This window comes from Streptomyces sp. NPDC020801, from assembly GCF_044334385.1.
In the GTDB taxonomy this organism is placed as follows: Bacteria; Actinomycetota; Actinomycetes; order Streptomycetales; family Streptomycetaceae; genus Streptomyces.
This window is the reverse complement of record NZ_JBIRST010000010.1, coordinates 113137-137401: the sequence shown is the minus strand read 5'-3', so window position 1 is coordinate 137401 and position 24265 is coordinate 113137. Positions and strand designations below refer to the sequence as shown.

Annotated in this window: 21 protein-coding genes and 2 pseudogenes; 9 read left to right on the top strand and 14 right to left on the bottom strand. The window is 72.5% G+C overall.

What is annotated here, in order from left to right:
* Positions 1-4: 4 nt before the first annotated feature.
* On the bottom strand, positions 5-2647 hold the full coding sequence (locus tag ACH4UM_RS21920) for a VWA domain-containing protein (protein ID WP_398181728.1): 2643 nt from the start codon (positions 2645-2647) through the stop codon (positions 5-7).
* Positions 2637-3416, bottom strand: a complete 780-nt coding sequence (locus ACH4UM_RS21915) for a type IV pilus biogenesis/stability protein PilW (RefSeq protein WP_398181725.1) — start codon at positions 3414-3416, stop codon at positions 2637-2639. The genes ACH4UM_RS21920 and ACH4UM_RS21915 overlap by 11 nt, the downstream gene beginning before the upstream one ends.
* A gap of 159 nt (positions 3417-3575) precedes the next feature.
* Here ACH4UM_RS21915 and ACH4UM_RS21910 point away from each other — a divergent pair, with 159 nt between their 5' ends.
* Positions 3576-4001 carry an OsmC family protein gene (locus tag ACH4UM_RS21910; protein ID WP_398181722.1) on the top strand — a complete coding sequence of 142 codons (426 nt, stop codon included), beginning with the start codon at positions 3576-3578 and terminating at the stop codon, positions 3999-4001.
* A gap of 200 nt (positions 4002-4201) precedes the next feature.
* Positions 4202-6070 carry a molecular chaperone DnaK gene (gene dnaK, locus ACH4UM_RS21905; protein WP_398181720.1) on the top strand — a complete coding sequence of 623 codons (1869 nt, stop codon included), beginning with the start codon at positions 4202-4204 and terminating at the stop codon, positions 6068-6070.
* 19 nt (positions 6071-6089) lie between these two features.
* Here the strand turns inward: dnaK and ACH4UM_RS21900 are convergent, their stop codons facing one another.
* From ACH4UM_RS21900 to ACH4UM_RS21890, 3 genes are all read right to left on the bottom strand, one after another.
* A complete protein-coding gene (locus tag ACH4UM_RS21900) occupies positions 6090-6905 on the bottom strand; it encodes an SAM-dependent methyltransferase (RefSeq protein WP_398181717.1) in 816 nt (271 codons plus the stop codon).
* A gap of 64 nt (positions 6906-6969) precedes the next feature.
* Positions 6970-7833, bottom strand: coding sequence for a helix-turn-helix domain-containing protein (locus ACH4UM_RS21895; RefSeq protein ID WP_398181715.1), 864 nt, complete (start codon positions 7831-7833; stop codon positions 6970-6972).
* Positions 7834-7954: 121 nt separating this feature from the next.
* Positions 7955-8785: a helix-turn-helix domain-containing protein gene (locus ACH4UM_RS21890; RefSeq protein WP_398181713.1), complete on the bottom strand. Its 831-nt coding sequence runs from the start codon at positions 8783-8785 to the stop codon at positions 7955-7957.
* 389 nt (positions 8786-9174) lie between these two features.
* Between ACH4UM_RS21890 and ACH4UM_RS21885 the strand changes: the two genes are divergently transcribed.
* From ACH4UM_RS21885 to ACH4UM_RS21875, 3 genes are all read left to right on the top strand, one after another.
* A complete protein-coding gene (locus ACH4UM_RS21885) occupies positions 9175-9480 on the top strand; it encodes a 4a-hydroxytetrahydrobiopterin dehydratase (protein WP_398181711.1) in 306 nt (101 codons plus the stop codon).
* A gap of 25 nt (positions 9481-9505) precedes the next feature.
* Positions 9506-10276 carry a class I SAM-dependent methyltransferase gene (locus ACH4UM_RS21880; protein ID WP_398181707.1) on the top strand — a complete coding sequence of 257 codons (771 nt, stop codon included), beginning with the start codon at positions 9506-9508 and terminating at the stop codon, positions 10274-10276.
* Positions 10277-10386: 110 nt separating this feature from the next.
* Positions 10387-10527: a hypothetical protein gene (locus tag ACH4UM_RS21875; RefSeq protein WP_398181704.1), complete on the top strand. Its 141-nt coding sequence runs from the start codon at positions 10387-10389 to the stop codon at positions 10525-10527.
* A 30-nt stretch (positions 10528-10557) separates the two neighbouring features.
* Here the strand turns inward: ACH4UM_RS21875 and ACH4UM_RS21870 are convergent, their stop codons facing one another.
* Positions 10558-11328, bottom strand: coding sequence for a phytanoyl-CoA dioxygenase family protein (locus ACH4UM_RS21870; RefSeq protein WP_398181701.1), 771 nt, complete (start codon positions 11326-11328; stop codon positions 10558-10560).
* A 124-nt stretch (positions 11329-11452) separates the two neighbouring features.
* Here ACH4UM_RS21870 and ACH4UM_RS21865 point away from each other — a divergent pair, with 124 nt between their 5' ends.
* Positions 11453-12409: a class I SAM-dependent methyltransferase gene (locus tag ACH4UM_RS21865; protein WP_398181698.1), complete on the top strand. Its 957-nt coding sequence runs from the start codon at positions 11453-11455 to the stop codon at positions 12407-12409.
* 175 nt (positions 12410-12584) lie between these two features.
* On the opposite strand, the gene ACH4UM_RS21860 is transcribed toward ACH4UM_RS21865, so the two are convergent.
* The 4 genes from ACH4UM_RS21860 to ACH4UM_RS21845 form a co-directional block, all read right to left on the bottom strand.
* Positions 12585-13280, bottom strand: a complete 696-nt coding sequence (locus ACH4UM_RS21860) for a glycoside hydrolase family 75 protein (protein WP_398181695.1) — start codon at positions 13278-13280, stop codon at positions 12585-12587.
* Between the two features lie 183 nt (positions 13281-13463).
* Positions 13464-14300 (bottom strand): aldo/keto reductase, encoded by an 837-nt coding sequence (locus tag ACH4UM_RS21855; protein WP_398181693.1) that lies wholly within the window; start codon positions 14298-14300, stop codon positions 13464-13466.
* 201 nt (positions 14301-14501) lie between these two features.
* Positions 14502-16328 carry an AMP-dependent synthetase/ligase gene (locus ACH4UM_RS21850; protein WP_398181690.1) on the bottom strand — a complete coding sequence of 609 codons (1827 nt, stop codon included), beginning with the start codon at positions 16326-16328 and terminating at the stop codon, positions 14502-14504.
* A 908-nt stretch (positions 16329-17236) separates the two neighbouring features.
* Positions 17237-18142, bottom strand: coding sequence for a LysR substrate-binding domain-containing protein (locus tag ACH4UM_RS21845; RefSeq protein WP_398181688.1), 906 nt, complete (start codon positions 18140-18142; stop codon positions 17237-17239).
* 199 nt (positions 18143-18341) lie between these two features.
* Here ACH4UM_RS21845 and ACH4UM_RS21840 point away from each other — a divergent pair, with 199 nt between their 5' ends.
* A complete protein-coding gene (locus ACH4UM_RS21840; protein WP_398182095.1) occupies positions 18342-19361 on the top strand; it encodes a bile acid:sodium symporter family protein in 1020 nt (339 codons plus the stop codon).
* Here ACH4UM_RS21840 and ACH4UM_RS21835 read toward each other — a convergent pair.
* Together ACH4UM_RS21835 and ACH4UM_RS21830 are read right to left on the bottom strand one after the other, a co-directional pair.
* Positions 19297-20532 (bottom strand): hypothetical protein, encoded by a 1236-nt coding sequence (locus tag ACH4UM_RS21835; protein WP_398181687.1) that lies wholly within the window; start codon positions 20530-20532, stop codon positions 19297-19299. The genes ACH4UM_RS21840 and ACH4UM_RS21835 overlap by 65 nt on opposite strands.
* 45 nt (positions 20533-20577) lie before the next feature.
* Entirely contained in the window at positions 20578-21495 is a 918-nt protein-coding gene (locus ACH4UM_RS21830) for a zinc-binding alcohol dehydrogenase family protein (RefSeq protein WP_398181684.1), read from the bottom strand.
* A gap of 124 nt (positions 21496-21619) precedes the next feature.
* Here ACH4UM_RS21830 and ACH4UM_RS21825 point away from each other — a divergent pair, with 124 nt between their 5' ends.
* Positions 21620-22063 carry a MarR family winged helix-turn-helix transcriptional regulator gene (locus ACH4UM_RS21825; protein ID WP_398181681.1) on the top strand — a complete coding sequence of 148 codons (444 nt, stop codon included), beginning with the start codon at positions 21620-21622 and terminating at the stop codon, positions 22061-22063.
* Positions 22064-22107: 44 nt separating this feature from the next.
* A pseudogene (locus ACH4UM_RS21820) lies at positions 22108-22635 on the top strand (isochorismatase family protein).
* Positions 22636-22791: 156 nt separating this feature from the next.
* Here the strand turns inward: ACH4UM_RS21820 and fdhD are convergent.
* Positions 22792-23640 carry a formate dehydrogenase accessory sulfurtransferase FdhD gene (fdhD, locus tag ACH4UM_RS21815; RefSeq protein ID WP_398181678.1) on the bottom strand — a complete coding sequence of 283 codons (849 nt, stop codon included), beginning with the start codon at positions 23638-23640 and terminating at the stop codon, positions 22792-22794.
* Positions 23641-23647: 7 nt separating this feature from the next.
* Positions 23648-24254, bottom strand: a pseudogene (locus tag ACH4UM_RS21810) (4Fe-4S dicluster domain-containing protein); the annotation flags it as partial.
* Positions 24255-24265: the final 11 nt, after the last annotated feature.

The window sequence follows — 24265 nt, the reverse complement described above, 5'->3', positions numbered from 1 at the left end:
GCCGTCAGCGGTGCGGCCAGAATCCCGACCGGACCCTGCCGAAGTCGCTCATGGCCATGACCGCGGACGCCACCGGACCCGGGCCGTGGGGGGTGTCGCTGAACGACACCACGGTGTCCAGCGTGCCGGTCAGCGTGATCAGCTTCTGCAGGGTGACCTGGTCGTCGCGGAACTCCGGGGCCGGCAGCCGGCTGTGGGCGGCCCGCAGGACCTGGATGTGATGGGTCAGCCGCTTCCTCGCCGCGTCCCGGTCGCGGTCGTACAGGTCATCGAGCGCATGGAAGGTCACCTCGCTGGTCCACAGTCCCACCGCGTGCACGGTCACGGTCTCCTCGGACAGCGTGAACCCGGTGGACACGTCCAGTTCGTGCCGGTGCCCCTCGCGGGTGACGGTGTCGACGTACTGCACGGTGGCGGTGCCCAGACCGGGCACCTCGCGGCCGGGCGGCACGGCGAGTTCGAGGACGATCCAGTACGTCTCCCCGAAGGCGAGGTCGGGCGCGAAGATCCTGATGCCCTTCTCGTCGGTGACGATGTCCGGGAGCGCCTCGGCGCCGTAGTCCTGCCGGGCCCGTTCGGCCGCCCGGCCCACCTCCCGCAGGACGGCCGCCCTGGCCCGGGGGTCGGTGACCAGGTCGTGGCCGTACAGGTGCCGGATCTCCACGTCCGGCGCGATGTCGAGTCTGAGCTGGATGTCGATGGCGGCCAGGTGGTCGCGCCGGTTGAGGTCGGCCAGCAGGTCCGCGCCCACCTGTTCGGGCCGGGTGACGAACGTCGAGTGCCCGCCGGCGAGCCCGGCCAGCGCGGCCAGTTCGGGCATCCGGGCGTCGGAGCCGAAGCCGAAGCAGGACAGGGTGAGGTCGCCGCGGAGCTTGGCCGCGACGTTCGTACGGATCCTGACCCAGTCCCGTTCGCCGGAGGTCGGGTCGCCGTCGGAGAACAGGTACAGGCAGTTGACGGTGCGCCCGCCGAGGGCGTTGCGGCCGATCTCGTCGATGCCGTACTGCACACCGAGGTTGATGTCGGTGCCGCCGCCGGCGGTGAGCCCGGAGACCACCTGGGCGAAACGCTCGGGCGGCAGGTCCCGCTTGGCGGTGGCGGCGAGCACGGTGCGGACGTGATGGTCGAAGGTGATGATGCCCAGGCAGTCCGCGGGCCGCAGCTTGTCGTAGAGGGTCTGCAGGGCCGCCTTGACGCAGTCGAGTTTCTCGCCGTGCATCGAGCCGCTGGTGTCCACGACGAAGACGAAGTTGACCGGGAGCGGCTCGGCGGGGGTGTCGCCGGGGTGGGCCTCGCCCGCCTTGAGGGTGATCTCCAGGAAGTGGGTCGTGGCCTCGTCCGCCCTGAAGTCCCCCTGGACGGCCGCGAGTCCGTGGCTGACGGCGACGGCCCGGCCGGGCGGCGGGCCGGGCACCTGGTCGGTGCGGGCCGCCACGAAGTCGTCGAACCGGATCTGCTCCTGACCGATGATCACGCCCTGCTCGATGAGGTCCCGGACACCGAGCGGGGAGCGGGTGCCGAAGGCGTTGTTGCGGCGGATGAACAGGCCGTCGTGGGGGAGGGGCTCGCCGGTGCGCCGGGAGGAGTGGGCGGGGCGGTGCCGGGGGCCGGAGGCGCCATGGCTGATACGGCTCTTGGCCGAGCGGCGCCGCTCGGCCCGCCCGTACTCCAGGAAGTCGGGGACGTCGAGGTCGTCGGCGTCGTCGGACGCCAGGCTCCGCCGCAGGCCGCGGTACCGCGAGCCGAGCCGGGCGGGGGCTCCCGGGATGTCGTCGCTGCGGGGGGACGGCGCCGGGGCATCCCGGGCCGGTGGAGGACCGCCCGGGACGGCCCGACGGCCGGGGTCGGCCGGGGACGGGGCAGAGGCCGGGGCGGAACCCGGGGCGGAGCCGGACAGCCGGGCCGCTGCGGACCGGGACCGCGGCAGCACCGCCGGCGGCCCAGGCGTCCGTGTCACCGGGCCGGCCGCCGACCGGATCTCCCGCCCCGACCGCAGCCACCGCCACAGCAGCCCGTCCGGGCTGTCCGGGGCCGGAGGGGCGATGCCCGGATGGACGACGGCCGTGGGCGGCAGTGGCCGGAGCAGGGCCAATTCGAATGCGGCGCCCCAGTGCAGCGGGTCCCCGGCGAGCACCGGTCCGGTGGGCAGACCGAGTGTCGCGGCGAACGCCCGGCACTCGGCCACGCGCTCCGCGTGCGGCTCGCGATCGTCGCGCGCCGGATCGTTTCCGGCACCGCCCTCCACGGGCAGCTCCACCACCAGGAAGGCCTCCGCGCTCCCGGGCTCCGGCGACGGGGACGCCTCTGCCGAGCCCGTCTCGCACAGCCGTAACCCGGCCCCGCAGCGCAGCAGGTTCCACAGCGCACTGCCCGGAGCCGGCACCCGGTCGGGCCGTGCGCCACCGGGATGGACGCAGAGCACCGCGTCCGGGTACTCGGCCAGCAGCGTATCGGCCTCCTGAACCGTCCTGACCGGCGACAGCGGAAACAGACCGGTCCGCAGGACCGCGTGGCACGCCTCCTGCCCCGCGCCGGACACCGCACGGGCGGCCTCGGCCGTCGCAGGGCCCCCATCGGTCACGGTGGGCGGCCCGAGATAGACGACGGCCGTCCGCGGTCCGTCGACCTTGCTGCGCTCACTCCGCATGGACATCCTCCGTGGTACGGGTGGGGAGCGGGCACCGCGCTTCGAACCGCGTGCGGGTGCGCACCCCACCGCCGAACATTCCCTCGGCCCGCAACTGCCTGAGCCACGTGTCGAGTTCGCCGCTCAGACCGGTGCTCTCCTCCGCCAGCCGCACGGCCCGGTCGCGCCGGCCGGGATCATTGGCCAGCAACAGCAGCTCGATCTTCAGCGCGATGCTGTACGGGTCCCGGGGATCCAGCTTCAGCGCCTCCTCGGCATAGCCGGCGGCCACGTCGAGGTTGGACCGGGCCAGCGCGATCCGGGCCTTCCAGTACCAGCGGACCGGCGAGTCCCCGTCCAGCCCGGCCGACTCCAGTGCCCGCTCGGCGTGGTCGGGCTCGTCGCTCTCGATGTGCCGCAGCACGGTGGCCAGCGAGCGTTCGACGCCGTTCCTGCCGGTCGCCTTCGGGCGGGCCGCGGGGCCGGTGACCGTACGCACCGCGATGAACAGCACCGCCAGCAGGAACAGCAGGAGCATGCCCACGAGCACCAGGAACTGCTGTACGCCCCGGCTCTCGGCGAGGGTGGCGAAGATCCCGAGGATCGCGACGACGAAGGCCAGCACCACGACGGCCCCGAACAGGGCGGTCGCCTGGGCCGACGTGAGCGTCCGGAACATCCGCCTGCGGATGATGTCGCGCACGAGGTCCCGGTAGAGCAGATACAGGACGCCGAGAGCGACCCCACCAAATCCCGCGATTCCCCCGAGGACTTGGAAGAGTTCGACCATGGAACGGACTGTAGGCCCTGGCGCCGCCGCCCGGCAGGCGATTCACCGACCTTCTCCGGCAGGTCGCGGCCCGTTCGACGGCTGCGCGGCGCACGGATGTGATCGGATGGGGCCACGGAACCCCGGCAACGGGAACCTAGGCGAAAGGTATGAACAACCTTGGCAACCACGCGCACCGCTCACACCGTCTGGGAAGGCAACCTGCTCGAGGGCAACGGCATCGTCACCTTCGACTCCTCCGGCATCGGCCAGCAGCCGGTGTCCTGGCCGTCGCGCGCCGAGCAGGCGAACGGGAAGACCAGCCCCGAGGAGCTGATCGCCGCCGCACACTCCAGCTGCTTCTCCATGGCGCTGTCGCACGGCCTGGCCGGCGCCGGCACCCCGCCCACCAAGATCGAGACCAAGGCCGACGTCACATTCCAGCCGGGTGAGGGCATCACCGGCATCCACCTCACCGTCGAGGGCACGGTCCCCGGCATCGACAACGACGCGTTCGCCGCCGCCGCCGAGGACGCCAAGAAGAACTGCCCGGTCAGCCAGGCCCTGACCGGCACGACGATCACCCTGGACGCGAAGCTCGCCTGAGGCCCCGCGCCGGACCGGTGCCGCGCCCCCGCCGGCAGACGGGGGCGCGGCACCGTCGTTTTCGCCCGGCGCGGTACGCGGCCGTTTCCGCACGGCGCGGTACGCGGCGCGGAGTACGCGGCATTGACAACAGCCCACTCAGGTTTTGTGCTGGACACAAGGGGACACACGGGAGGTGCCCTCGCGGAAGGGGTCAAACGATGGCACGTGCGGTCGGGATCGATCTCGGGACGACGAACTCGGTGGTGGCCGTCCTGGAAGGCGGCGAGCCCACCGTCGTCGCCAACGCCGAGGGCGGGCGGACCACGCCGTCGGTCGTGGCCTTCGCCAAGAGTGGCGAGGTCCTCGTCGGCGAGGTCGCCAAGCGGCAGGCCGTGACGAACGTGGAGCGCACCGCCCGTTCCGTCAAACGCCACATGGGAGACGCGCACTGGCGGTTCCCCGAGCAGGGCTCCGTCGACGGCACCCGCTACCGGGCTCAGGAACTGTCCGCGCGGGTGCTGCAGAAACTGAAGCGGGACGCGGAGGCCTATCTGGGCGAGGACGTCACCGACGCCGTCATCACCGTCCCCGCCTACTTCGACGACGCCCAGCGGCAGGCCACGAAGGAGGCCGGGGAGATCGCGGGGCTCAAGGTCCTCAGGATCATCAACGAGCCCACGGCCGCCGCGCTCGCCTACGGCCTGGACCGGGGCGAGGAGCAGACCGTCCTCGTGTTCGACCTCGGCGGCGGCACATTCGACGTGTCCCTGCTGGAGATCGGCGACGGCGTCATCGAGGTCAAGGCCACCAACGGCGACACCCACCTCGGCGGCGACGACTGGGACCAGCGGATCGTCGAGCACCTCGTCAAGCGGTTCAAGGGCCAGTACGGCATCGACCTCGCAGCCGACAAGATGGCGCTGCAGCGGCTGCGTGAGGCCGCGGAGAAGGCCAAGATCGAACTCTCGTCGTCCTCCGAGACCTCCATCAACCTGCCCTACATCACCGCCTCCGCCGAGGGCCCCCTCCACCTGGACGAGAAGCTCACCAGGGCCCAGTTCCAGGAGCTCACCGCCGACCTGCTGGACCGCTGCAAGACCCCCTTCCACCAGGCCGTCAAGGACGCGGGGATCAAGCTCTCGGCCATCGACCACGTCATCCTCGTCGGCGGCTCCACCCGGATGCCCGCCGTCACCGACCTGGTGCGCGACCTCACCGGCAAGGACCCGCACAAGGGCGTCAACCCCGACGAGGTGGTCGCCGTGGGCGCCGCCCTCCAGGCGGGCGTCATCCGCGGCGACGTCAAGGACGTGCTCCTCCTCGACGTCACCCCGCTGTCCCTGGGCATCGAGACCAAGGGCGGCATCATGACCAGGCTCATCGAACGCAACACCACGATCCCGACCCGGCGTTCGGAGATCTTCACCACCGCCGCCGACAACCAGCCCTCGGTCGGCATCCAGGTCTACCAGGGCGAACGCGAGATCGCCGCCTACAACAAGAAGCTCGGCGTCTTCGACCTCACCGGCCTGCCGCCCGCCCCGCGCGGGGTGCCGCAGATCGAGGTCGCCTTCGACATCGACGCCAACGGGATCATGCACGTCTCCGCCAAGGACCTCGCGACCGGCCGCGAACAGAAGATGACCGTCACCGGCGGCTCCGCCCTCCCCAAGGACGACATCGACCGCATGATGCGGGAGGCCGAGCAGTACGCCGAGGAGGACCGCGAACGCCGCGAGGCCGCCGAGACGCGCAACCAGGCCGAGCAACTCGTCTACCAGACCGAGAAGTTCCTCCGCGACAACACCGACCGCATCCCCGCCGACACCCGGGGCGAGGTCGAGGCGGCCGCCGCCGAGGTGAAGACCCTGCTGGAGCAGAACGCCGACACCGCCGCCCTGCGCAACGGCGTCGACAAACTCGCCGCCGTCAGCCAGAAGATGGGCCAGGCGATGTACGCCCAGGCACAGCAGGGCCCGGCCGAGGGCGCCGAGCAGCACACCGCGCCGCACGAGCACGAAGACGAAAGCGTGGTGGACGCGGAGATCGTCGACGACGAACGCGACGCGAAGGGCGGGGCCGCCTGACACACGACGGCGGCCCGGGTCACGGCTTGACGGCCACCCCCGCGTACACGGGCACGACGCCCTCCTCCTGGGCCGCCACGTCGACGGGCTCCGGCCGCCATCCGGTGACCGGGATGATCCCGGGACCCAGCAGCCGCAGCCCCTCGAAGAAACGGGAGAACTCGGCCAGGGAACGCGGGAAGAAGGGCGTGCCGTTGCGGCGGAACAGCTCCGCCGCCTTCGCCACGGCCTCCGGATTCAGATCCGGCGTCACCTGCGACAGGATCAGATGACTGCCCGGGGCGAGTGCGTCCACGTACCGCCGCAGCAGGCCGTGCACGTCGTCCCCGTCCGCCTCGTCGTCCAGGTAGTGCGTCAGGGCGACCAGCGACAGCGCGACGGGCCGGGAGAAGTCCAGGGACTCGGCGGCCAGCCGCAGAATGGTGCCCGGATCACGGACGTCGGCGTGCACGTAGTCGGTGCTGCCCTCGGTGGAGCCGCGCAGCAGCGCCTGGGCGTGCCGCAGCACGATCGGGTCGTTGTCGGCGTACACCACCTTCGCCTCCGGTGCCACTTGCTGAGCCACCTGGTGCAGATTGGGCTCGGTGGGGATGCCGGTGCCGATGTCGAGGAACTGCCGTGTCCCCGCCTCGGCGGCCGCGCGGGTCGCCCGGTGCATGAACCGGCGGTTGGCGCGCGCTCCGCGCACGGCGGTGTCGTCCACGGCGAGGATCCGGCGGGCCAGTTCCTCGTCCACCGGGTAGTTGTCCTTGCCGCCCAGCCACCAGTCGTACACCCGGGCCGGGTGCGGACGGCTGGTGTCGATACGGGTGGGCGCGGCGTCGGATCCGGTCATGCGGTGAATGCTCCTCGGCTTGGTCGGGGCGTCGGAAAACTGCGTCTTGAACGAACGGGAGATCTCAGAAGTTCTCGCGGCACTCCCGCAGCAGCTTGCGGGTGCGCTCGGCGGAGGCCGCCAGCGCCGTCATGTGGTCGAGGACCTCCAGGTGCGCGGAGACCTCCCTGCGCGAGTCCAGGTAGAGCGCGCCGGTCAGATACTCGGTGTAGACCATGTCGGGCAGCTCCGGCTCGGCGAAGCGGAACAGCGAGAAGGGCGCGTACGTCCCCGGGTGCGGGCCGTTGGCGAACTCGGCGACCTGGACCGTCACCCGGTCCCGCTCGGTGTACTCCAGCAGCTTGTCCAGCTGGTCGCGCATCACCTGCCCGCGGACGCTCACCGGCCGCCGCAGCACCGTCTCCTCGATGATCACCCACAGGTGCGGCGCGTCCGCACGCTCCAGCAGCCGCTGCCGGGCCATGCGCAGCGACACGTGCCGCTCGATCGCCTCCGGCCCGCGCTGCCCGATCGTCCCGGCCTCCAGCACGGCACGCGCGTACTCCTCGGTCTGCAGCAGCCCCGGCACGAAGTGCGGCTCGTAGGAGCGGATCAGCCGGGCCGCACCCTCCAGGCTCACGTACAGGCTGAACCAGTCCGGCAGCACGTCGTGGAACCGCTGCCACCAGCCCGGCTGGTTGGCCTCCTCGGCCAGCGCAACGAACGCCGCCGCTTCCTCGTCCCCCACCCCGTACGTCGTCAGCAGCACCTGCACGTACGGGATCTTCAGGGCGACCTCGGCCATCTCCATGCGCCGCACGGTCGCGGGCGCCACCCGCAGCACCCGCGCGGCCTCCTCACGCCTGAGGCCCACCGCCTCGCGCAGCTCCTGAAGTCTTCTGCCGAGCACCACCTGACCCACGGTGGGCGCGGGCCGCCGCTCACTCACGCCACGCCTCCCCACACGCGCGCCCGGACCTCTGCCAGCAGTGTGACATGTGCCGCCGGACCGCACACGGGTACGCACGGGCACACCCGGGGCCTACGTCGGCACAAGCGTCACAGCGGTGTCAAGACACCATCGAGTGAAGGTACTTGACGGTCGCCGGATCGGCGGGCAGAAACGTCTCGATCGCCAGTTCGGCCACCGTCACGTCCATCGGTGTGTTGAAGGTGGAGATCGAGGAGACGAACGACAGCACCCGTCCCTCGTGCTCGATCCGCATCGGCAGCGCGAAGTACGCGACCTCCTCTTCCGGTTCCTCATCGGAGCCGGTGTCCGGCACCGGATGGGCCGACACCTCCTCGTACAGCGCGCGCAGCTTCTCCGACCGGTGCAGCGCGATCTGCCGCTCCATCTGCGCGAGCAGATGCCCGCGCCACTGGCGCAGATTGCGGATGCGCGGCGCCAGCCCCTCGGGGTGCAGGGTCAGCCGCATCGCGTTCAGCGGCGGGGCGAGCAGCGACTCCGGGACACCCTCCAGCAGCATCGTGATGCCCCGGTTGGCGGTCACCACGTCGTAGGTGGCGTCCACCACCAGCGCCGGATAGGGCTCGTAGCCCTGGATCAGCCGTTCCATGCCCTCCCGCAGCGCGCCCAGCGCCGGGTCCTGCAGCGGGGTCTCCGGATAGTGCGGGGCGTAGCCGGCCGCCAGCAGCAGCGCGTTGCGCTCCCGCACCGGCACGTCCAGGTGCTCCGCCAGCCGCAGCACCATCTCCTCGCTCGGCCGGGACCGGCCCGTCTCGACGAAGCTGATGTGCCGGGCCGAGGAGTCGGCGCGCAGCGCCAGCTCCAGCTGACTGACCCGCCGCCGCTCCCGCCAGGCCCGCAGCAGCGGACCCACCCCCTGAGCGGCCGGGGCGACGGAGGAGGCGGCACTACCCGAGGCGACAGTGGTCATAAGCACGACCGTAGTCGACCCCGCCCGCATGCCACCCGGGCCCGGAGGAAAACGCCCGCGGGCCCGCCCGCTGCCAGAGCGTCTCCGCCGCGGCACCGGATGTGCCCGCCCCCCGGTTCGCCCGCGCCCCGGCATGCCTGCCCCGCGCCCGCCCGCCCCGTGGCACACCCGTCCCACTGCGCCCGGACGGCCCACGGCCACCCCACCGGCTCCCGGCCGCGCAGGAGCCCCCGCGCGGGCAGCCCGGCGGCGGGGCACATCCCCGGACGGCGCCCCGGGTCCCCCTCTGACCAGGGACGCAGGAGCTGTCCTGTGGCAGTCTGAACAGGTGGGCGCGCCCGCCGGACGAGGAGCGCCCGTCACGCCGAGCCCAGGAAGGGAGCGAGCCCATGCCCGCCGAACCGCTGTCCCACAAGGAGATCGAGGAACGGCTGGCCGAACTGCCCGGCTGGTCGCTCGACGGGGACCGCCTCACCCGCTCCTTCCGGCTCGGCTCGCACTTCGCGGCGACGGCGATGGTCGTGCACATCGCCCAGGTCCAGGAAGAGCTCGACCACCACTCCGACCTCACCCTCGGCTACAACACGATCTCCCTCAGCGTGCACACCCACAGCGCCGGCGGCGCCGTCACCGAGAAGGACTTCGAGCTCGCCCGCCGCGTCCAGGACCTCGCGCCGGGGCACGGGGCGAGCTGAGCGGCGCCGGGGCGGGGGGAGCCGCATGCTGGACTACGACAAGGAAGCCGAACGCTACGACGCCTCCCGCGGCGGCGAACCCAGGGCTGCGGCGGCCGCCGAGGCGGTCCTCGGCCTCGTGCCACGGGCGGCCCGCGACCTCCTCGACGTCGGCTGCGGCACGGGCATCGTCACCCGCCGGCTCGCCGCCGCCCGGGCCGGCCTGCACGTGACCGGCGTCGACCGGGCGCCCGCGATGGCCCGGCAGGCCGCCGCCCGCCTGCCCGGCGCCGTCGTCCTCGCCGACAGCCGCCGCCTGCCCTTCCCGGCCGGCCGCTTCGACGCGGTCACCAGCGTGTGGCTGCTGCACCTCACGTCCGGCCCCGAGGACACCCGGGCCGTCGTCGCCGAGTGTGCCCGGGTGCTGCGGCCCGGCGGCGTGTACGTCACCACCGTCGACAAGGCCGCCGCCCACAACGTCGGCAGCGACATCGACGCCGTCCTCGCCTCCCGGCCGCGAAGCCCGGCCCGGGACGCCGAGGACCTCGTCGCCGCATACGCCGCCGAGCACGGCCTGCTCCCGGCCGGCCGGGACCGTTTCCCGGGCCGCGGCCAGGGCCGCAGCCCCCGCCGCACCATCGCCGACCTGCGCCGGGGCTGGTTCGTCACGTTGCCGCCCGGCGAGCCGCTCAGTGAGGACTTCGCTGCCCGGCTCGCGGCCCTGCCCGAGCAGGACCGCCCCCGCCCGGAACCCGTCTTCACCCTGCGGGCGTTCCGCAAGCCCCACGCCAACTCCCGTACGGACGGCGGCAGCTGAGAGAAGGCCCCACTCCAGCAGCGCCCCGGCCGTGGACCCGGCCCCGGTGCCACCCGACCTGCCGGCGTAGTCGGAGTCCTGGCGTACGCGGCGACAAGGGCTTCGGCCGGATGTGCGACCCGACGTACACGGGCAACGCCCGCAACGGCAACAGCATGTCGGGCGCACCGCCGAACGCCCCGCCGTCCGGACACTGGTTCTCCGCCCAGTTCCAGCAGCTGGTGCGGAACGCCTATCCGCCGCTGTCGTGACACGGCGACCCGGCGCGCGATCCGGCGGGGTCAGTCCTCTCGGGTCAGCCCCCGGCGGATCGCGAACTCCACCGCCGAGTGGTCGCCGTCGGGCCGGTCCAGCTCGTAGGGCACCGCCGGGTACAGCGGAGGCTGGGCCATGAACCGGGGCCGGGTTCCGTGATGCGGCTGGGCGGCGTGCACCAGGAAGGGGTGGCAGAGGTAGACGTCGCCCGGCCGCCCGGTGGCGTACGCGAGCGGGCGGTGGGCCGAGGCCTCGACCAGCTGCGGGGCGATCTCCAGGCCCGACACGCCGGCCTCGCCGTACGGCTGAAGCAGCCGGGGCACGTCCAGGTGCGAACCCACCCGGATGCGGGTCGGCGCGTCGTCCTCGCCCACCTCGCTGAACAGGAACAGCATCAGCAGCGCGCGGTCCTTCGACCGCAGGTTGGCGTAGTGCCACCGCGCACCCTCGGGGAGGTAGCCGCCCTCGATGTGCCAGCCCGCGTCGTCCGGCTCCTCCTGGTGCGGGAACCGCAGCGGGAAGGAGCCCAGCGAGTAGCGCGGTGCCCAGCGGCCCGCGCCCACCAGCAGATCGAACGCGTCGTGCAGTACGGGGCTGTTGACGGCGGCCGCGAACGGGCCCTGCGCCATGTCGCCCACCCACACCACGGGTTCCTTCCAGGTGCCGGGATCCCCTGGGTCGTACCCGGTCTCCCGCCACAGCAGCCGCGCGCAGTCCTCGGCGACACGGAGCGGAAAGGCGCCCTCGATCTTCACGAACCCGTCCTCGAGGAAGCGCTCCACCATCAGGTCCTCCATGCGCCCCATGGTGGCGTCCGGCCCGGAAAGGACGCACCTGGTTTTTTGCCGTCCCGGCAACTCGACTGGCCGCCGGGCGGTGCGTCGGCGCACCCTGGGCGCACCGAGAGAAGAGGCTGATTCCATGGCGCAGGAGCACCGAGACCACCACGGCCCGCACGGCCCGCATGGCCCGCAAGGTCACGACCACAGCCAGGGCCACCGCGCCCACCAAGGACACCGGGGTCATCACGGCCACACCGACATCGACTGGGCCGAGATGGCTCCGCTGCTCCAGTCCCAGGCGGAACTGTTCGCGCCCCTTTACGAGCGGGCGATGGCCTGGCTGGCGAAGGAGGTGACCGAGCCGGGTCTGATCGTCGACATGGGCAGCGGGCCGGGCGTCGTCTCCTGCCTGTTCGCCGAGACCTTCCCCGGCGCCCGGGTCGTCGCGGTGGACGGCTCCGAGCCGCTGCTGGAGCTGGCCCGCGCCCGGGCGGCCCGCCTCGGCCTCGCCGACCGCTTCTCCACCATCGCCGGTGAACTACCGGACGTATTGGCCGAGTTGGACTACCCGGCCGATCTGCTCTGGGCCGCCAACAGCCTGCACCACCTGGGCGACCAGCGCGCTGCAATCGCCGAGTTCGCCCGGCGGCTGGCACCCGGCGGCACCCTCGCCCTGCTGGAGGGGGGACTGCCCGCCCGCTTCCTGCCCCGGGACATCGGCATCGGCCGCCCGGGCCTGCAGGCCCGGCTCGACGCCGTGGAGGCGGACTGGTTCACCCGGATGCGGGAGGAGCTGCCGGGCTCCGTCGCCGAGACCGAGGACTGGCCGGCGCTGCTGGCCGCCGCGGGACTGAAGCCCACCGGCACCCGCAGTTTCCTCCTCGACCTGCCCGCGCCCGTTTCGGACCGGGCCCGCGCCTACGTCGTCGCCTCCCTGACCCGGCTGCGCGAGGCGCTCGAGGACGGCGTCGACGAAGCGGACCGAGCCACCCTGGACCGGCTCCTGGACCCCGAGGACGAGGCGAGCGTGCACCGCAGGAACGACGTGTTCGTCCTGAAGGCGTACACCGTGTACACGGCCGTGCGGACCTCCTGAACGGCCCGCGCCACGGGTTGACCTGGAGTGCTCTTCAAGTGATGCGCGGCGGTGCCGCGGCGGTTGCCGGGCGCCGGGCACCGGGTGGCCGTCACCGGCCGCGGCGAGGAGCGGCTGCGCGGCTGCGTCGGGTGCGGTGCCGCGACGGGCCATGGCACCGCACCCGGCCTTCGGCTCAGTTGCCGGCGATGAACTGCCTCGCCAGCCTGTCGCCGAGCGTGACCGCCGCGCTGTGGCTTTCGATGGGGGAGACCTGCGAGTTCTTGAACAGGATGTACGTCACCCCGGAGTCCGTGCCGCCGGTCGCCGGATCGGGATTGATCCCGAGTGCCTTGGCGGTGGCGTAGGACGCCTCCCCGATGATCTTCGTGGGTCCGGTGTCGCCGACGACCGCGTACTCGACCTTGTTGTTGTAGATCACGGCGACCACGCCGCCGCCCTTGATGCCGGCGCTCGAGTAGTTCCAGATACTGCTGGAGCTCGGGACCACGATGTACGGCAGTGACTCCGCCTTCAGCGGCTGGCCGTTGGACTGGTGGAACGCGGTGTCGTTCAGGAACCAGGGGTCGCGGTTCTCGTTGCAGTTGGTGGTGCGCTGGCCGTCGCAGTCGACGTCCATGTCCGCCTTCCAGAACACCGCGCCGTTCTTGCCGCACACGGGGACGGTGGCCGAGGTCTCGTCGTCGGTCTTGTACTTGCCGTTCGAGATCTGCTGACAGGACGTCACCTTGGCGAGCAGGCCGGCCGCGCTGACCGTGCCCTCCTGGGCCGACTTCGGGCTGGTGGCACCGGAGGCGTTCGCGGGAAGCACTCCGGCGGCGAGCAGGGCGGCACCTGAGGCCGCGGCGAGGGTCAGTGTTCGTATGTGCACTGTGGAGGCACCCTTCTGTTAGGAAAGTTTCCTTACCACGTGCAAAGTGGCCCGCCTGCATGCCCGCGTCAAGTCCGGTGGGCGTTCGGGTGACACCTATTGCGCCACCCGTGCCGTCCGGCGACGACCAGTGCGCCCCGGAACCGCAGGAAGCGGTTCCGGGGCGCACCGAGGGAGCGTCCGTCAGGCCATTTCGAAGGTCGCCGGGTCCGGGCCCAGTCGCCGGTCCTCGTTCAGCGCGCTGATCGCCGCGAGGTCCTCGTCGTCCAGGCTGAAGTCGAAGACCTCGACGTTCTCCCGGATCCGGGACGGCGTCACCGACTTCGGGATCACCAGGTTGCCCAGCTGCAGGTGCCAGCGCAGCACGATCTGGGCCGGGGTGCGGTTGTGCTTCTGGGCGATCGCCACGATCGCCGGCACCTCCAGCAGGCCCTTGCCCTGGCCGAGCGGCGACCACGCCTCGGTGGCGATGCCCTGCTCCGCGTGGAACTCGCGTGCGGCGTGCTGCTGCAGATGCGGATGCAGCTCGATCTGGTTGACCGCCGGGATCACCGAGGTCTCGGCGATCAGACGCTCCAGGTGCTGGGGAAGGAAGTTGGACACGCCGATGGCCCGGACGCGGCCGTCGGCGTACAGCTTCTCGAACGCCTTGTACGTGTCGACGAAGGCGCCCTTCGACGGCATCGGCCAGTGGATCAGGTACAGGTCCACGTACTCCAGGCCGAGCCTGGCCAGCGACGTGTCGAAGGCGCGCAGCGTGCTGTCGTACCCCTGGTCGCTGTTCCAGAGCTTGGTGGTGACGAAAATGTCCTCGCGGGGGATCCCGGAGGTGCCGACGGCCTTGCCGGTGCCCTGTTCATTTCCGTAGATCGCCGCTGTGTCGATGCTGCGGTACCCGGCCTCCAGCGCGGTGGCGACCGCCCGCTCCGCCTCGTCGTCCGGCACCTGCCAGACGCCGAAGCCCAGCTGGGGCATCTCGACGCCGTTGTTGAGGATGATCGGGGGGACCTTGCTGCTCACGAGCTCTTGATCCTTCGGTTGTCGTCAGGTGGTAGTCACCATCGTCAACGATCACGGGCCCGCGTGCATTCCTGATCGGCCGATCCGCCCGGAACGGATCGGCGAGCCGGTCCGCGGGCGCCGGGTGAACAAGATCGGTGAGGTGCGGGGGAGTTCGGCCTCCAAGGCGCTCACCCGGGTCGCCCCGGGCTCACCCCGGGCTCACCCCTGGTACAGCGCGTCCACCTCGTTCGCGTACGCGTTCTCGATGGCCTTCCGCTTCAGCTTCAGGGACGGCGTGAGCAGGCCGTGTTCCTCGGTGAACGGCTGGGCGAGGATACGGAAGGTACGAATGGACTCCGCCTGGGAGACCAGGGTGTTCGCGGCGACCACCGCACGCCGCACCTCGGTCTCCAGGTCGGCGTCCCGCACCAGCTGGGCCGGGGGCATCCGGGGCTTGCCCCGCATCTGCAGCCAGTGCTCCACGGCCTCCTGGTCCAGGGTGACCAGGGCGGCGACGTAGGGGCGGTCGTTGCCGACGACGATGCACTGGGAGACCAGCGGGTGGTCGCGCACCCGCTCCTCCAGCAGGCCCGGTGCCACGCTCTTGCCGCCGGAGGTCACCAGGATCTCCTTCTTGCGGCCGGTGATGGTCAGATAGCCGTCCTCGTCGAGGGAACCGAGGTCGCCGGTGGCCAGCCAGCCGTCGTGCAGGGTCTCGTCGGTGGCCTTCTGGTTGTTGAGGTAGCCCTGGAAGACATTGCCGCCGCGCAGCCAGACCTCGCCGTCGTCGGCGATGTGCACGGTGACACCGGGGATCGGCTGCCCGACGGTGCCGTAGCGGGTCTTCTCCGGAGGGTTGGCGGTGGCGGCCGCCGTGGACTCGGTCAGGCCGTAGCCCTCGTAGATCTGCACCCCGGCGCCCGCGAAGAACAGACCGAGCCGCCGGTCCATCGCGGAGCCGCCGGACATGGCGTTGCGGATCCGGCCGCCCATCGCCGCCCGCACCTTGGAGTAGACGAGCTTGTCGAACAGCTGGTGCTGCATGCGCAGACCGGCCGAAGGGCCGGGCCCGATGCCCCACGCCTTGGCCTCGACGGCGTCCGCGTACTTCACGGCGATCTCGACGGCCTTCTCGAAGGGTCCGTCCCTGCCCTCCTGCTCCGCCTTGCGGCGGGCGGCGTTGAACACCTTCTCGAAGATGTACGGCACCGCCAGGATGAACGTGGGTCTGAAGGCCTGCAGATCGGGCAGCAGGGCGGCCGCGTGCAGCTCCGGCTGGTGGCCGAGGCGCACCTTGCCGCGGATGGTGGCGACCTCGACCATCCGGCCGAAGACGTGGGCGAGCGGCAGGAACAGCAACGTCGCCGCCTCGTCGCCCTTCTTGGTGTGGAAGACCGGCTGCCAGCGCTCGATGACCGTGTCCGCCTCGTACATGAAGTTGCCGTGCGAGAGGACACAGCCCTTGGGGCGGCCGGTGGTGCCGGAGGTGTAGATGACCGTCGCGACCGAGTCGGGGGTGACCGCCTCGCGGTGGCGGTGCACCACGTCGTCGTCGATGTGCGCGCCCGCGTCGTACAGCTCCTGCACACAGCCCGCGTCCAGCTGCCACAGCCCGCGCAGCTGCGGCAGCCGGTCGATGACGGTGGCGATCGTCATCGCGTGGTCCTCGTGCTCCACGACCGCCGCGGACACCTCCGCGTCGTACAGCATCCAGAAGCACTGTTCCGCGGAGGAGGTCGGATAGATCGGCACCACCTGGGCGCCGATGGTCCACAGTGCGAAGTCGAACAGCGTCCACTCGTAGCGGGTACGGGACATGATCGCGACCCGGTCGCCGAACCGGATGCCCTGCGCGAGCAGGCCCTTGGCCAGGGCGAGCACTTCGTCGCGGAACTCGGCGGCGGTCACATCACCCCATACGCCGCTGTCGTCCTTGCGGCCGAGCGCGACGTGCAGCGGGTCGTCCTGGGCATGCTGGAAGACGACGTCGGCCAGTCCGCCCACTGGCGGGGCCGACGTCAACGGCGGGTTGGTGAACTCGCGCAAACCCCTCTCCCGCTCCTCGGTCTTCGGTGCGCCTCCGGGGCGCTACCTGTGACGCTCCGCACAGCGCCGTGAAAGCTACCCCACCGGGCGGCAGGGCGGGAGGGGGGCCGAAGGCGAGCAGTGCTCACAAAACGCACTGGTCAGCGCTGCAAAATGCGCTCACAAGGGTAGGGGTCGGACAGAAGACTTACGGTTCCGTAAGCTTTGGCGCCGTAATCTCCACTGAATCTGTACGACCCGATTACGGCCGTCCCGCCTGGCCGACGGCACCGTCCGCGCCGCCCCACCGTCACCTCTGACAGCGTCCACCCACCGGATTCCGTCACTCCACTCACCCCACCGCGCCTGCTCGCCGCGCCCGCCCTGGCGTCCCGTCCCGCCCGTCCCAGCCCGCCCGGCCGTCCTGTCCGGCCCGGCCGTCCGTCTCGTCCGGCCCTGCCGGACCGCGTCGGCGGCGGCGTGTGGCGGCGTGTGGCGGCGTGTGGCGGCGTGTGGCGCGTCCGGGGCAGGGACGGGTGCCGGGCGGGGGCGGCGCCCGGTGTGACCCCGAGCCGGTGCCCGGTGTGTCCCCGAGCCGGGCGGACGGGGTGCCCTGCGGCCCCGCCGAGGCCGCCGCCACGCAGGCCCGCTGCGGCCCGCAGGGGCGGCAGGGCGTCCGTGCCCGAATCCGGCAGGGCGTCCGCGCCCGCGTCCGGACGCCGCACCCACTCGCACGGCGGGCTCTCCCGCGACGCACGGCCCGCGCCGGCTCGTCTGCCGGAACCCGCCGTGCCGAGCACCGCCGGCGCGGCGGACGCGTGGCGCCGGGCGCCGCGTCACCCACCGCCTGCCGTCACCCACCCCTTGCCCCGCCGCTTGCCGTCATCCACCTCCTGCCCCGCTGCTTGCCGTCCCGCCGCCGCCTGCCGTCACCCATGGTCTGCCGAGCGCCCGGCGACGGACGGCGGTGGCCAGCGGTGGTGCAGGCGGTCGCCGCCCGTCAGGATCGCCGCGGCCAGCGCGTCGGCCGCGGGCCGGGCGGAGGGGCGCTGGTGGTTGTGGACGAGGACGAAGTCGACCCCGCCCAGTTCGGGAAGCCCCGCCCGGTCCGGCACCCGCACCAGGCCCGGCGGGATCAGCCCGCGTGAGTGGGCCATGACGCCGAGGCCCGCCCGGGCGGCGGCGATCAGCCCGTTGAGGCTGCCGCTGGTGCAGGCGATGCGCCAGGGCCGCCCCTGACGCTCGAGGGCCTCGAATGCCAGGGCCCGGGAGATGCCCGGCGGCGGGTAGACGATCAGCGGCACCGGGCGGTCGGGGTCCAGGCGGAGCCGCTCCGCGCCGATCCACACCAGCCGGTCGCGCCAGACCGGTTCGCCGCGCGGGTCCTCGGGGCGCCGCTTGGCCAGCACCAGATCGAGCCGTCCCGCGGCCAGCTGCTCGTGCAGCGTGCCCGACAGCTCCACCGTCAGCTCGAGGTCCACCTCGGGATGCTCGTAGCGGAAGCCCTCCAGGATCTCCGGCAGCCGGGTCAGCACGAAATCCTCCGACGCGCCGAACCGGAGCCGGCCGCGCACCCGGGTGCCCGTGAAGAACGCCGCCGCCTGCTCGTGCACCCGAAGGATCCGGCGCGCGAAGCCGAGCATCGCCTCGCCGTCCTCGGTCAGCTCCACCGAGTGGGTGTCCCTGGTGAACAGCAGCCGCCCGGTGGCGTCCTCCAGGCGGCGCACGTGCTGGCTGACGGTCGACTGGCGCAGCCCCAGCCGCCGCGCCGCCCGGGTGAAGCTCAGGCTCTGGGCGACGGCCAGGAAGGTGCGCAGCTGGGCGGGGTCGTACACGAGGTCCAGGCTAGCTGTTCATCACGGAACATGATGACAGTCGGAGCGGTATGACGGATTCCCGATCGGCCCCGTGAGGAGGACGATGGACCGGGGACCCGTCGGTCCCGTGACGAGAGGGCGCACGACGCCGGACGCCCTGCCGCCGAAGAGCACGAGCAAGTGGAGCACCGTGAAACGCCTGCGCCGGCCGAGTCGGATGCCGATCGACCCGTACATCCTGTTGCTGCTCGGGACGGCGGGCCTCGCCGCTCTCCTGCCGGCCCGCGGCGCCGCCGCCGACGTGGCCTCCGGCGCCTCGATCGCCGCGATCGCCTTCCTGTTCTTCCTCTACGGCGCCCGCCTGTCCACCCGCCAGGCGCTGGACGGACTCAGGCACTGGCGGCTGCACACCACGGTCCTGGCCGGCACCTTCGTGATCTTCCCGCTGCTCGGCCTCGCCGCCCGCGGCCTGGTCCCGGTCCTGCTCACCCAGCCGCTCTACCAGGGCCTGCTCTTCCTGACCCTGGTCCCCTCCACCATCCAGTCGTCCATCGCCTTCACCTCCATCGCCAGAGGCAACGTGCCCGCCGCGATCTGCGCCGGCTCCTTCTCCTCCCTGGTCGGCATCGTCCTGACGCCGCTGCTCGCCGCCGCGCTCCTCGGCGGCAGCGGCGGCGGCTTCTCCGCGCACTCCCTGGTCACGATCGTCCTGCAGCTCCTCGTCCCGTTCGCCGCCGGGCAGGCGCTGCGCCCGTGGATCGGCGGCTTCGTCGCCCGGCACAGGAAGGTGCTGGGCCTCGTCGACCGCGGTTCCATCCTGCTCGTCGTCTACACCGCGTTCAGCGAGGGCATGGTGCGGGGCATATGGCACCAGGTCAGCCCCGTCCGGCTGGGCGGCCTGCTAGTCGTGGAGGCCGTGCTGCTGGCCGTGATGCTCGCCCTGACCTGGTACGGCGCCCGGGCACTGCGCTTCGGCCGCGAGGACCGGATCGCCATCCAGTTCGCCGGCTCGAAGAAGTCCCTGGCCTCCGGACTGCCCATGGCAAGCGTGCTGTTCGGCGCCCACGCCTCCCTCGCCGTGCTGCCGCTGATGCTCTTCCACCAGATGCAGCTCATGGTGTGCGCGGTGATCGCCAAGCGCCGGGCGCACGACGCCGAGGCGCGGGAGGAACTCAACGCGGCGGTGCCGGCCGCAGCGTCAGGAAGCGCGGTCGGTACAGCGACACGTTCCCGCTGACGCCCGCCGACGCCGTCGCCGCCTCCAGCCAGTTCACGTCGTAGCTCAGCACCAGCCGGCCGTCCCCGCCGAGCGCCGGATGCGCCTGCGGGTTGTACGCGGCGACCCGCCCCGGCGGCAGCGGCACGGCGAAGCCGCCCACCGGACCGTGCCACGGCCCGGTGGGGGAGCAGGCCCAGTACGAGGTCAGGGTGGTCAGCCCCCGGCTGCCCGCGGCCATCGTGAACAGCAGGTACGTGCCGCCGTCCGGCACCACCGAGAAGGCGCTGCCGACACCGGCGCGCCGTCCGTCCCCGAGCACCGGCCGCACACCGCCGGCGCCGGCCGCCCACGACGAGCCGTTCCAGTACCGCCAGGCCACCGGATCGGCGAGCCGGCCCTCCGGCACCCGCGCCACATACGCCGACGACACCGGGCGGGACACCGCCTGGCCGTCGTCGCCGCCGAAGACGTACGTCCATCCGCCCGAGGCGACCAGGGTGGTACCGAACAGGACCCGCCGCGAGGGATCCGGGACCTGCTGCTGGTCCAGGACCCGCGCCACCGACTCCACCCGCAGGCCGGGAAGCGTCAGTGTGGCCACCTCGGTGGCGGTGGGCACCCCGTAGATCCACGGGAACCGCCCGGCCGCGCGCACCCACAGCAGGACGCGCAGGACCCGCTCCGGCGAGCCGGGGGAGCGGGGCTCGACACGGGCCGCGACCGGCCACCGCCACTGGCCCGGCGCCGGATCGGGGAACAGCGGAGCGGGCAGCGTGCGCCCAAGCCGCCCCCGGGAGTCCATCACGACCGCCGAGTTGCGCACCATCGGGGCGGAGGCGTCCCGCCAGGACGCCGACTCACCGGACGGGTTGGGCGGGGGGTGCACCTGGCCCAGGTAGGTGTCGGAGAACAGCCACAGCACCCGGCCGTCCGGCAGCCGCACCGAGTGGGTGCCGTCCCCGCCGGTCCAGTCGTCGGTGCGGGCGGGGTCGTCGCCGTAGCGGGCGAAGGCACTGCCGAGCGGCCGGTCGGCCGACCAGGAGCCGATGGTCAGGGCCCGGCATCCGCCGCCGTGGTCCTGGTGGTGCCGCGCCGGCAGCGCGGTGAGCAGCACGGCCGCGAGAACCAGGACCAGCAGCAGGCCGGCCCCGGCTCCCGTCCGCTGTCGTGCTCGCGCATCCCCGGGCACGCTCCGGGACGTTAGCGGCTCACCGCCGGCCCGGTCCATGGTGGGTCAGGGGCGCAGCACCACCTTGCCCAGGTTGCCGCGTGACGCGATCGCCTCGTGCGCCCCGGCCGCGTCCTCGAGGGCGAACTCCTTGTGGACGACGGGGGTGAGCGAGCCCCGCGCGAACAGCCGCCACAGCTCCTGCCGCATGCGCTCGTACGACTCCGGCTCGTCGCGGGCGATCCGCGTCATCTGGAAGCCGATCACCGACTTGGCGCCCACCAGCAGGTCGTACGCCTGGATCGTGCCGCCTCCGGAGCTGTAGGCCACCAGCCGTCCGCCCGGCGCGAGCGCGGCGAGCGCCGGGGTGAGCAGGTCGCCGCCGACCGCGTCGAGCACGCAGTCGACGGGCTCGCCCCAGTCGTCGTCGCCGTAGCCGACCACCTCGTCGGCCCCGAGGGAGCGTACGAAGTCCGCCTTGGCGGGATCCGAGACCGCGCCCACCACCCGGGCCGCGCCCCGCAACCGGGCCAGCTGCACCGCGAGATGGCCCACGCCGCTCGCGGCCGCGGTCACCAGCACCGCCTCACCGGGCCCCGGCCGGGTGGCCTCGAGCGCGCCGAGGGCCACGAGCCCGCTGCGGACCAGCGCGACCGCGTCGACGGCGGACGCGACGTCCGCGACGGGCGAGGCCATGGCCTCGTGCAGCAGCGCGAAGTCGGCGTACCCGTGCCCGAAGCAGAGCCCCGTCACGCGGTCACCGGCGCGGAACCGGGTCACGCCCGGGCCGGCGCCGGCGACCTCGCCGGCGACCTCACCCCCGAGCGGGACCGGCTCCGCGGCTTCGGTCACCTTGCGCACGACGGGCAGCGTGACCCCGACGGCCTCGCAGCGCACCAGCAGCTCGCCGGGGCCCGGCTCGGGGACGGCGACCTCCTCCAGGAACAGGGGACCGCCGGTGGACTCGTACCGGACGCGTCGCATCGCACCTCCTGAGGGCGTGGGACCGCTTCGGAAACCGTCGTCGAACCCCTCGAATTCATTGGGTACCCCAACGGTATCCATGACTTCATTGGGAAGTCCAATGAAATCTCGCTAGGCTTCCGGCATGGCCGAAGCCGAAGCCCCCCTCGCCGCGATCCGCTCCCTGCCCAGCTGGCTGCTCGGCCGGGCCGCCGCCCGCGGCCGGGCCCTGGTGGCCGAGGCGCTGGCCGTGGAGGGGCTGAGGATGTGGCACCACGTGGTGCTCTCCGCCGTGCGCGACCTCGCCCCCGTCGCCCAGGCCGACCTCGGCCGCAGCGTCGGCCTGGACCCCAAGGACCTGGTCGGTGTCCTCAACGACCTGCAGTCGGCCGGACTGGTCGTGCGCGAGCCGGACCTCAGGGACCGGCGCAAGAACGCGGTGTCCCTCACCGAGGAGGGCGGGCGGCTGCTGACCCGCTGCGAGAAGGCGGCCCGCGAGGCGAACGACACCCTCCTCGCGCCGCTGTCCTCGGCCGAACGGAAGCGGTTCATGGACCTGTTGATCCGGATTTCCGGCACACAGCGGTGACGGCGGCTCCGGCACACAGCGGTGACGGCGGCTAACGTTCCGTCATGACCGCACCCGACGCACTCGATCCCGCGCGCTGCGCCCTCGTCCTGGTCGACCTGATGGACCGCATCGTCGCCCTGCCCCTGGAGCCCCGCGAGGGCACCGACGTCCTCGCCGCGGCTGGGGACCTGGCCGCCAGGTTCCGGGCGGCCGGCGCACCCGTCGTGCTGATCCGCGTCGAGCGGCCCGGCGTCGCCGAGCAGCCGCCCGGCAGCTGACTGGTCGCCGGACTGCGCCACGACGGCGACCTCGAGATCGTCAAACGGACCATCGGCGGCTTCCAGGGCACCGGCCCGGACGAGCGCCTGCGCGAACGCGGCATCACCACGCTGGTGTTCGGCGGCATCGCCACCAACCTCGGTGTCGAGTCCACCGCCCGCGCCGCCGCCGACCTCGGTTACGGCCTCGTCTTCGTAGAGGACGCCATGGCCGCGTTCACCACCGCCGAACACGAGGCGTCGGTCAGGCTCGACTTTCCCCGGCTGGGGACGGTCGTGGCCGCCACCCAGGTCCGCCCGACGGCCCGCTGACCCCTCGGACCGGCACCTCGCCGCCGTCCCCGGCCACCGCCGGCCGCCACTCCCGCCGGAACGTGGGGCGGGGCCCCCGCGGCGAACAGGGCGCCCCCCGCCGCCCGGGCCCCCGCCCCGGGTTCCGGCGGGGAGCCGGTCACCCGGGGCCGGCGGTCAGCTCCTGGCCGCCGCGGCCCCCAGGGCGATTCGGTGCTCCCCCGCGTACACGTTCATGGAGCGGCCCCGCAGGAAGCCCACCAGGGTCAGACCCGTCTCCGTGGCCAGGTCCACCGCCAGGGACGAGGGCGCCGACACCGCCGCCAGCACCGGGATGCCCGCCATCACCGCCTTCTGCGCCAGCTCGAAGGAGGCCCGGCCGGAGACCAGCAGAATCGAGCGGGACAGCGGCAGGCCGCCGTTCTGCAGGGCCCGGCCGACCAGCTTGTCGACCGCGTTGTGCCGGCCCACGTCCTCCCTTGTGTCCAGCAACTCGCCGTCCTCGGCGAACAGGGCCGCCGCGTGCAGGCCTCCCGTCCGGTCGAAGACCCGCTGGGCCGCGCGCAGCCGGTCGGGGAGACCGGCGAGCAACTCGGGCTCGACGCGGACCGCAGGGGTGTCGGAGATCGGCCAGCGGGCCGTCGTACGGACGGCGTCCAGGCTGGCCTTGCCGCACAGGCCGCACGAGGAGGTCGTGTAGACATTGCGCTCCAGCGTGATGTCGGGAACGGTCACGCCCGGGGCGGTCCGCACATCCACCACGTTGTACGTGTTGGAGCCGTCCACCGTCGCCCCCGCGCAGTAGACGATGTTCTGCAGATCGGACGCCGCACTCAGCACACCCTCACTGACCAGGAACCCGGCGGCCAGCGCGAAGTCGTCCCCCGGCGTGCGCATGGTGATCGCGAGCGGCCTGCCGTTCAGCCGGATCTCCAGCGGCTCCTCGGCCACCAGCGTGTCGGCGCGGGAGGAGACGGCCCCGTCGCGGATGCGGATCACCTTGCGTCGTTCCGTGACACGTCCCATGTCCTGATCAGCCCCGGTTCTGTACGTGCTGGTAGCCGAAACGGCCCTTGATGCAGAGGTTGCCGCGGGTCACCGGGTTGTCGTGCGGCGAGGTGACCTTGACGATCTCATTGTCCTGTACGTGCAGGGTGGGATTGCAGTCCACTCCGCAGTAGGCACAGACCATGGTGGTCCGCGTCTGCGCCGACTCGTCCCAGGTCCCAGGTACCCGCCGCCCGCATGCCGAACTCCGACCTGAACGACAGCGCCCCCGTCGGGCACACCTCGACGCAGTTGCCGCAGTACACACACGCCGAGTCCGTCAGCGGCGCGTCGTGCCCCACCGCGATCCGGGCGTCGAAACCACGTCCCGTGGCCGTGATCGCGAACGTGTTCTGCCACTGCTCGCCGCAGGCGTCGACGCACTTGCAGCACAGGATGCACTTGTCGTGGTCGCGCACACAGAGGTCGTTGCCGATCCGCGGTTCCGCGTTCAGCCGGGCCGCGTCCGGGCCGAACCGGTCCGGTTCGGCCTCGTACTCCTTGATCCACTCGGCGGCACGCGGGGTGGTCGACGGATCGACCGCCGACGCGAGCAGCTCGGGCACCACCTTGCGGCTGTGCCGGGCGCGCTCGCGGCTTCGAG

What these genes read in the sequence shown, in the direction of transcription:
- fdhD (WP_398181678.1), bottom strand. Translation starts at nt 23,640, where the DNA reads ATGGGACGTGTCACGGAACGACGCAAGGTGATCCGCATCCGCGACGGG.
- ACH4UM_RS21875 (WP_398181704.1), top strand. Translation starts at nt 10,387, where the DNA reads ATGTGCGACCCGACGTACACGGGCAACGCCCGCAACGGCAACAGCATG.
- ACH4UM_RS21825 (WP_398181681.1), top strand. Translation starts at nt 21,620, where the DNA reads ATGGCCGAAGCCGAAGCCCCCCTCGCCGCGATCCGCTCCCTGCCCAGC.
- ACH4UM_RS21830 (WP_398181684.1), bottom strand. Translation starts at nt 21,495, where the DNA reads ATGCGACGCGTCCGGTACGAGTCCACCGGCGGTCCCCTGTTCCTGGAG.
- ACH4UM_RS21915 (WP_398181725.1), bottom strand. Translation starts at nt 3,416, where the DNA reads ATGGTCGAACTCTTCCAAGTCCTCGGGGGAATCGCGGGATTTGGTGGG.
- ACH4UM_RS21920 (WP_398181728.1), bottom strand. Translation starts at nt 2,647, where the DNA reads ATGCGGAGTGAGCGCAGCAAGGTCGACGGACCGCGGACGGCCGTCGTC.
- ACH4UM_RS21900 (WP_398181717.1), bottom strand. Translation starts at nt 6,905, where the DNA reads ATGACCGGATCCGACGCCGCGCCCACCCGTATCGACACCAGCCGTCCG.
- ACH4UM_RS21880 (WP_398181707.1), top strand. Translation starts at nt 9,506, where the DNA reads ATGCTGGACTACGACAAGGAAGCCGAACGCTACGACGCCTCCCGCGGC.
- ACH4UM_RS21865 (WP_398181698.1), top strand. Translation starts at nt 11,453, where the DNA reads ATGGCGCAGGAGCACCGAGACCACCACGGCCCGCACGGCCCGCATGGC.
- ACH4UM_RS21840 (WP_398182095.1), top strand. Translation starts at nt 18,342, where the DNA reads ATGCCGATCGACCCGTACATCCTGTTGCTGCTCGGGACGGCGGGCCTC.
- ACH4UM_RS21890 (WP_398181713.1), bottom strand. Translation starts at nt 8,785, where the DNA reads ATGACCACTGTCGCCTCGGGTAGTGCCGCCTCCTCCGTCGCCCCGGCC.
- ACH4UM_RS21870 (WP_398181701.1), bottom strand. Translation starts at nt 11,328, where the DNA reads ATGGAGGACCTGATGGTGGAGCGCTTCCTCGAGGACGGGTTCGTGAAG.
- dnaK (WP_398181720.1), top strand. Translation starts at nt 4,202, where the DNA reads ATGGCACGTGCGGTCGGGATCGATCTCGGGACGACGAACTCGGTGGTG.
- ACH4UM_RS21885 (WP_398181711.1), top strand. Translation starts at nt 9,175, where the DNA reads ATGCCCGCCGAACCGCTGTCCCACAAGGAGATCGAGGAACGGCTGGCC.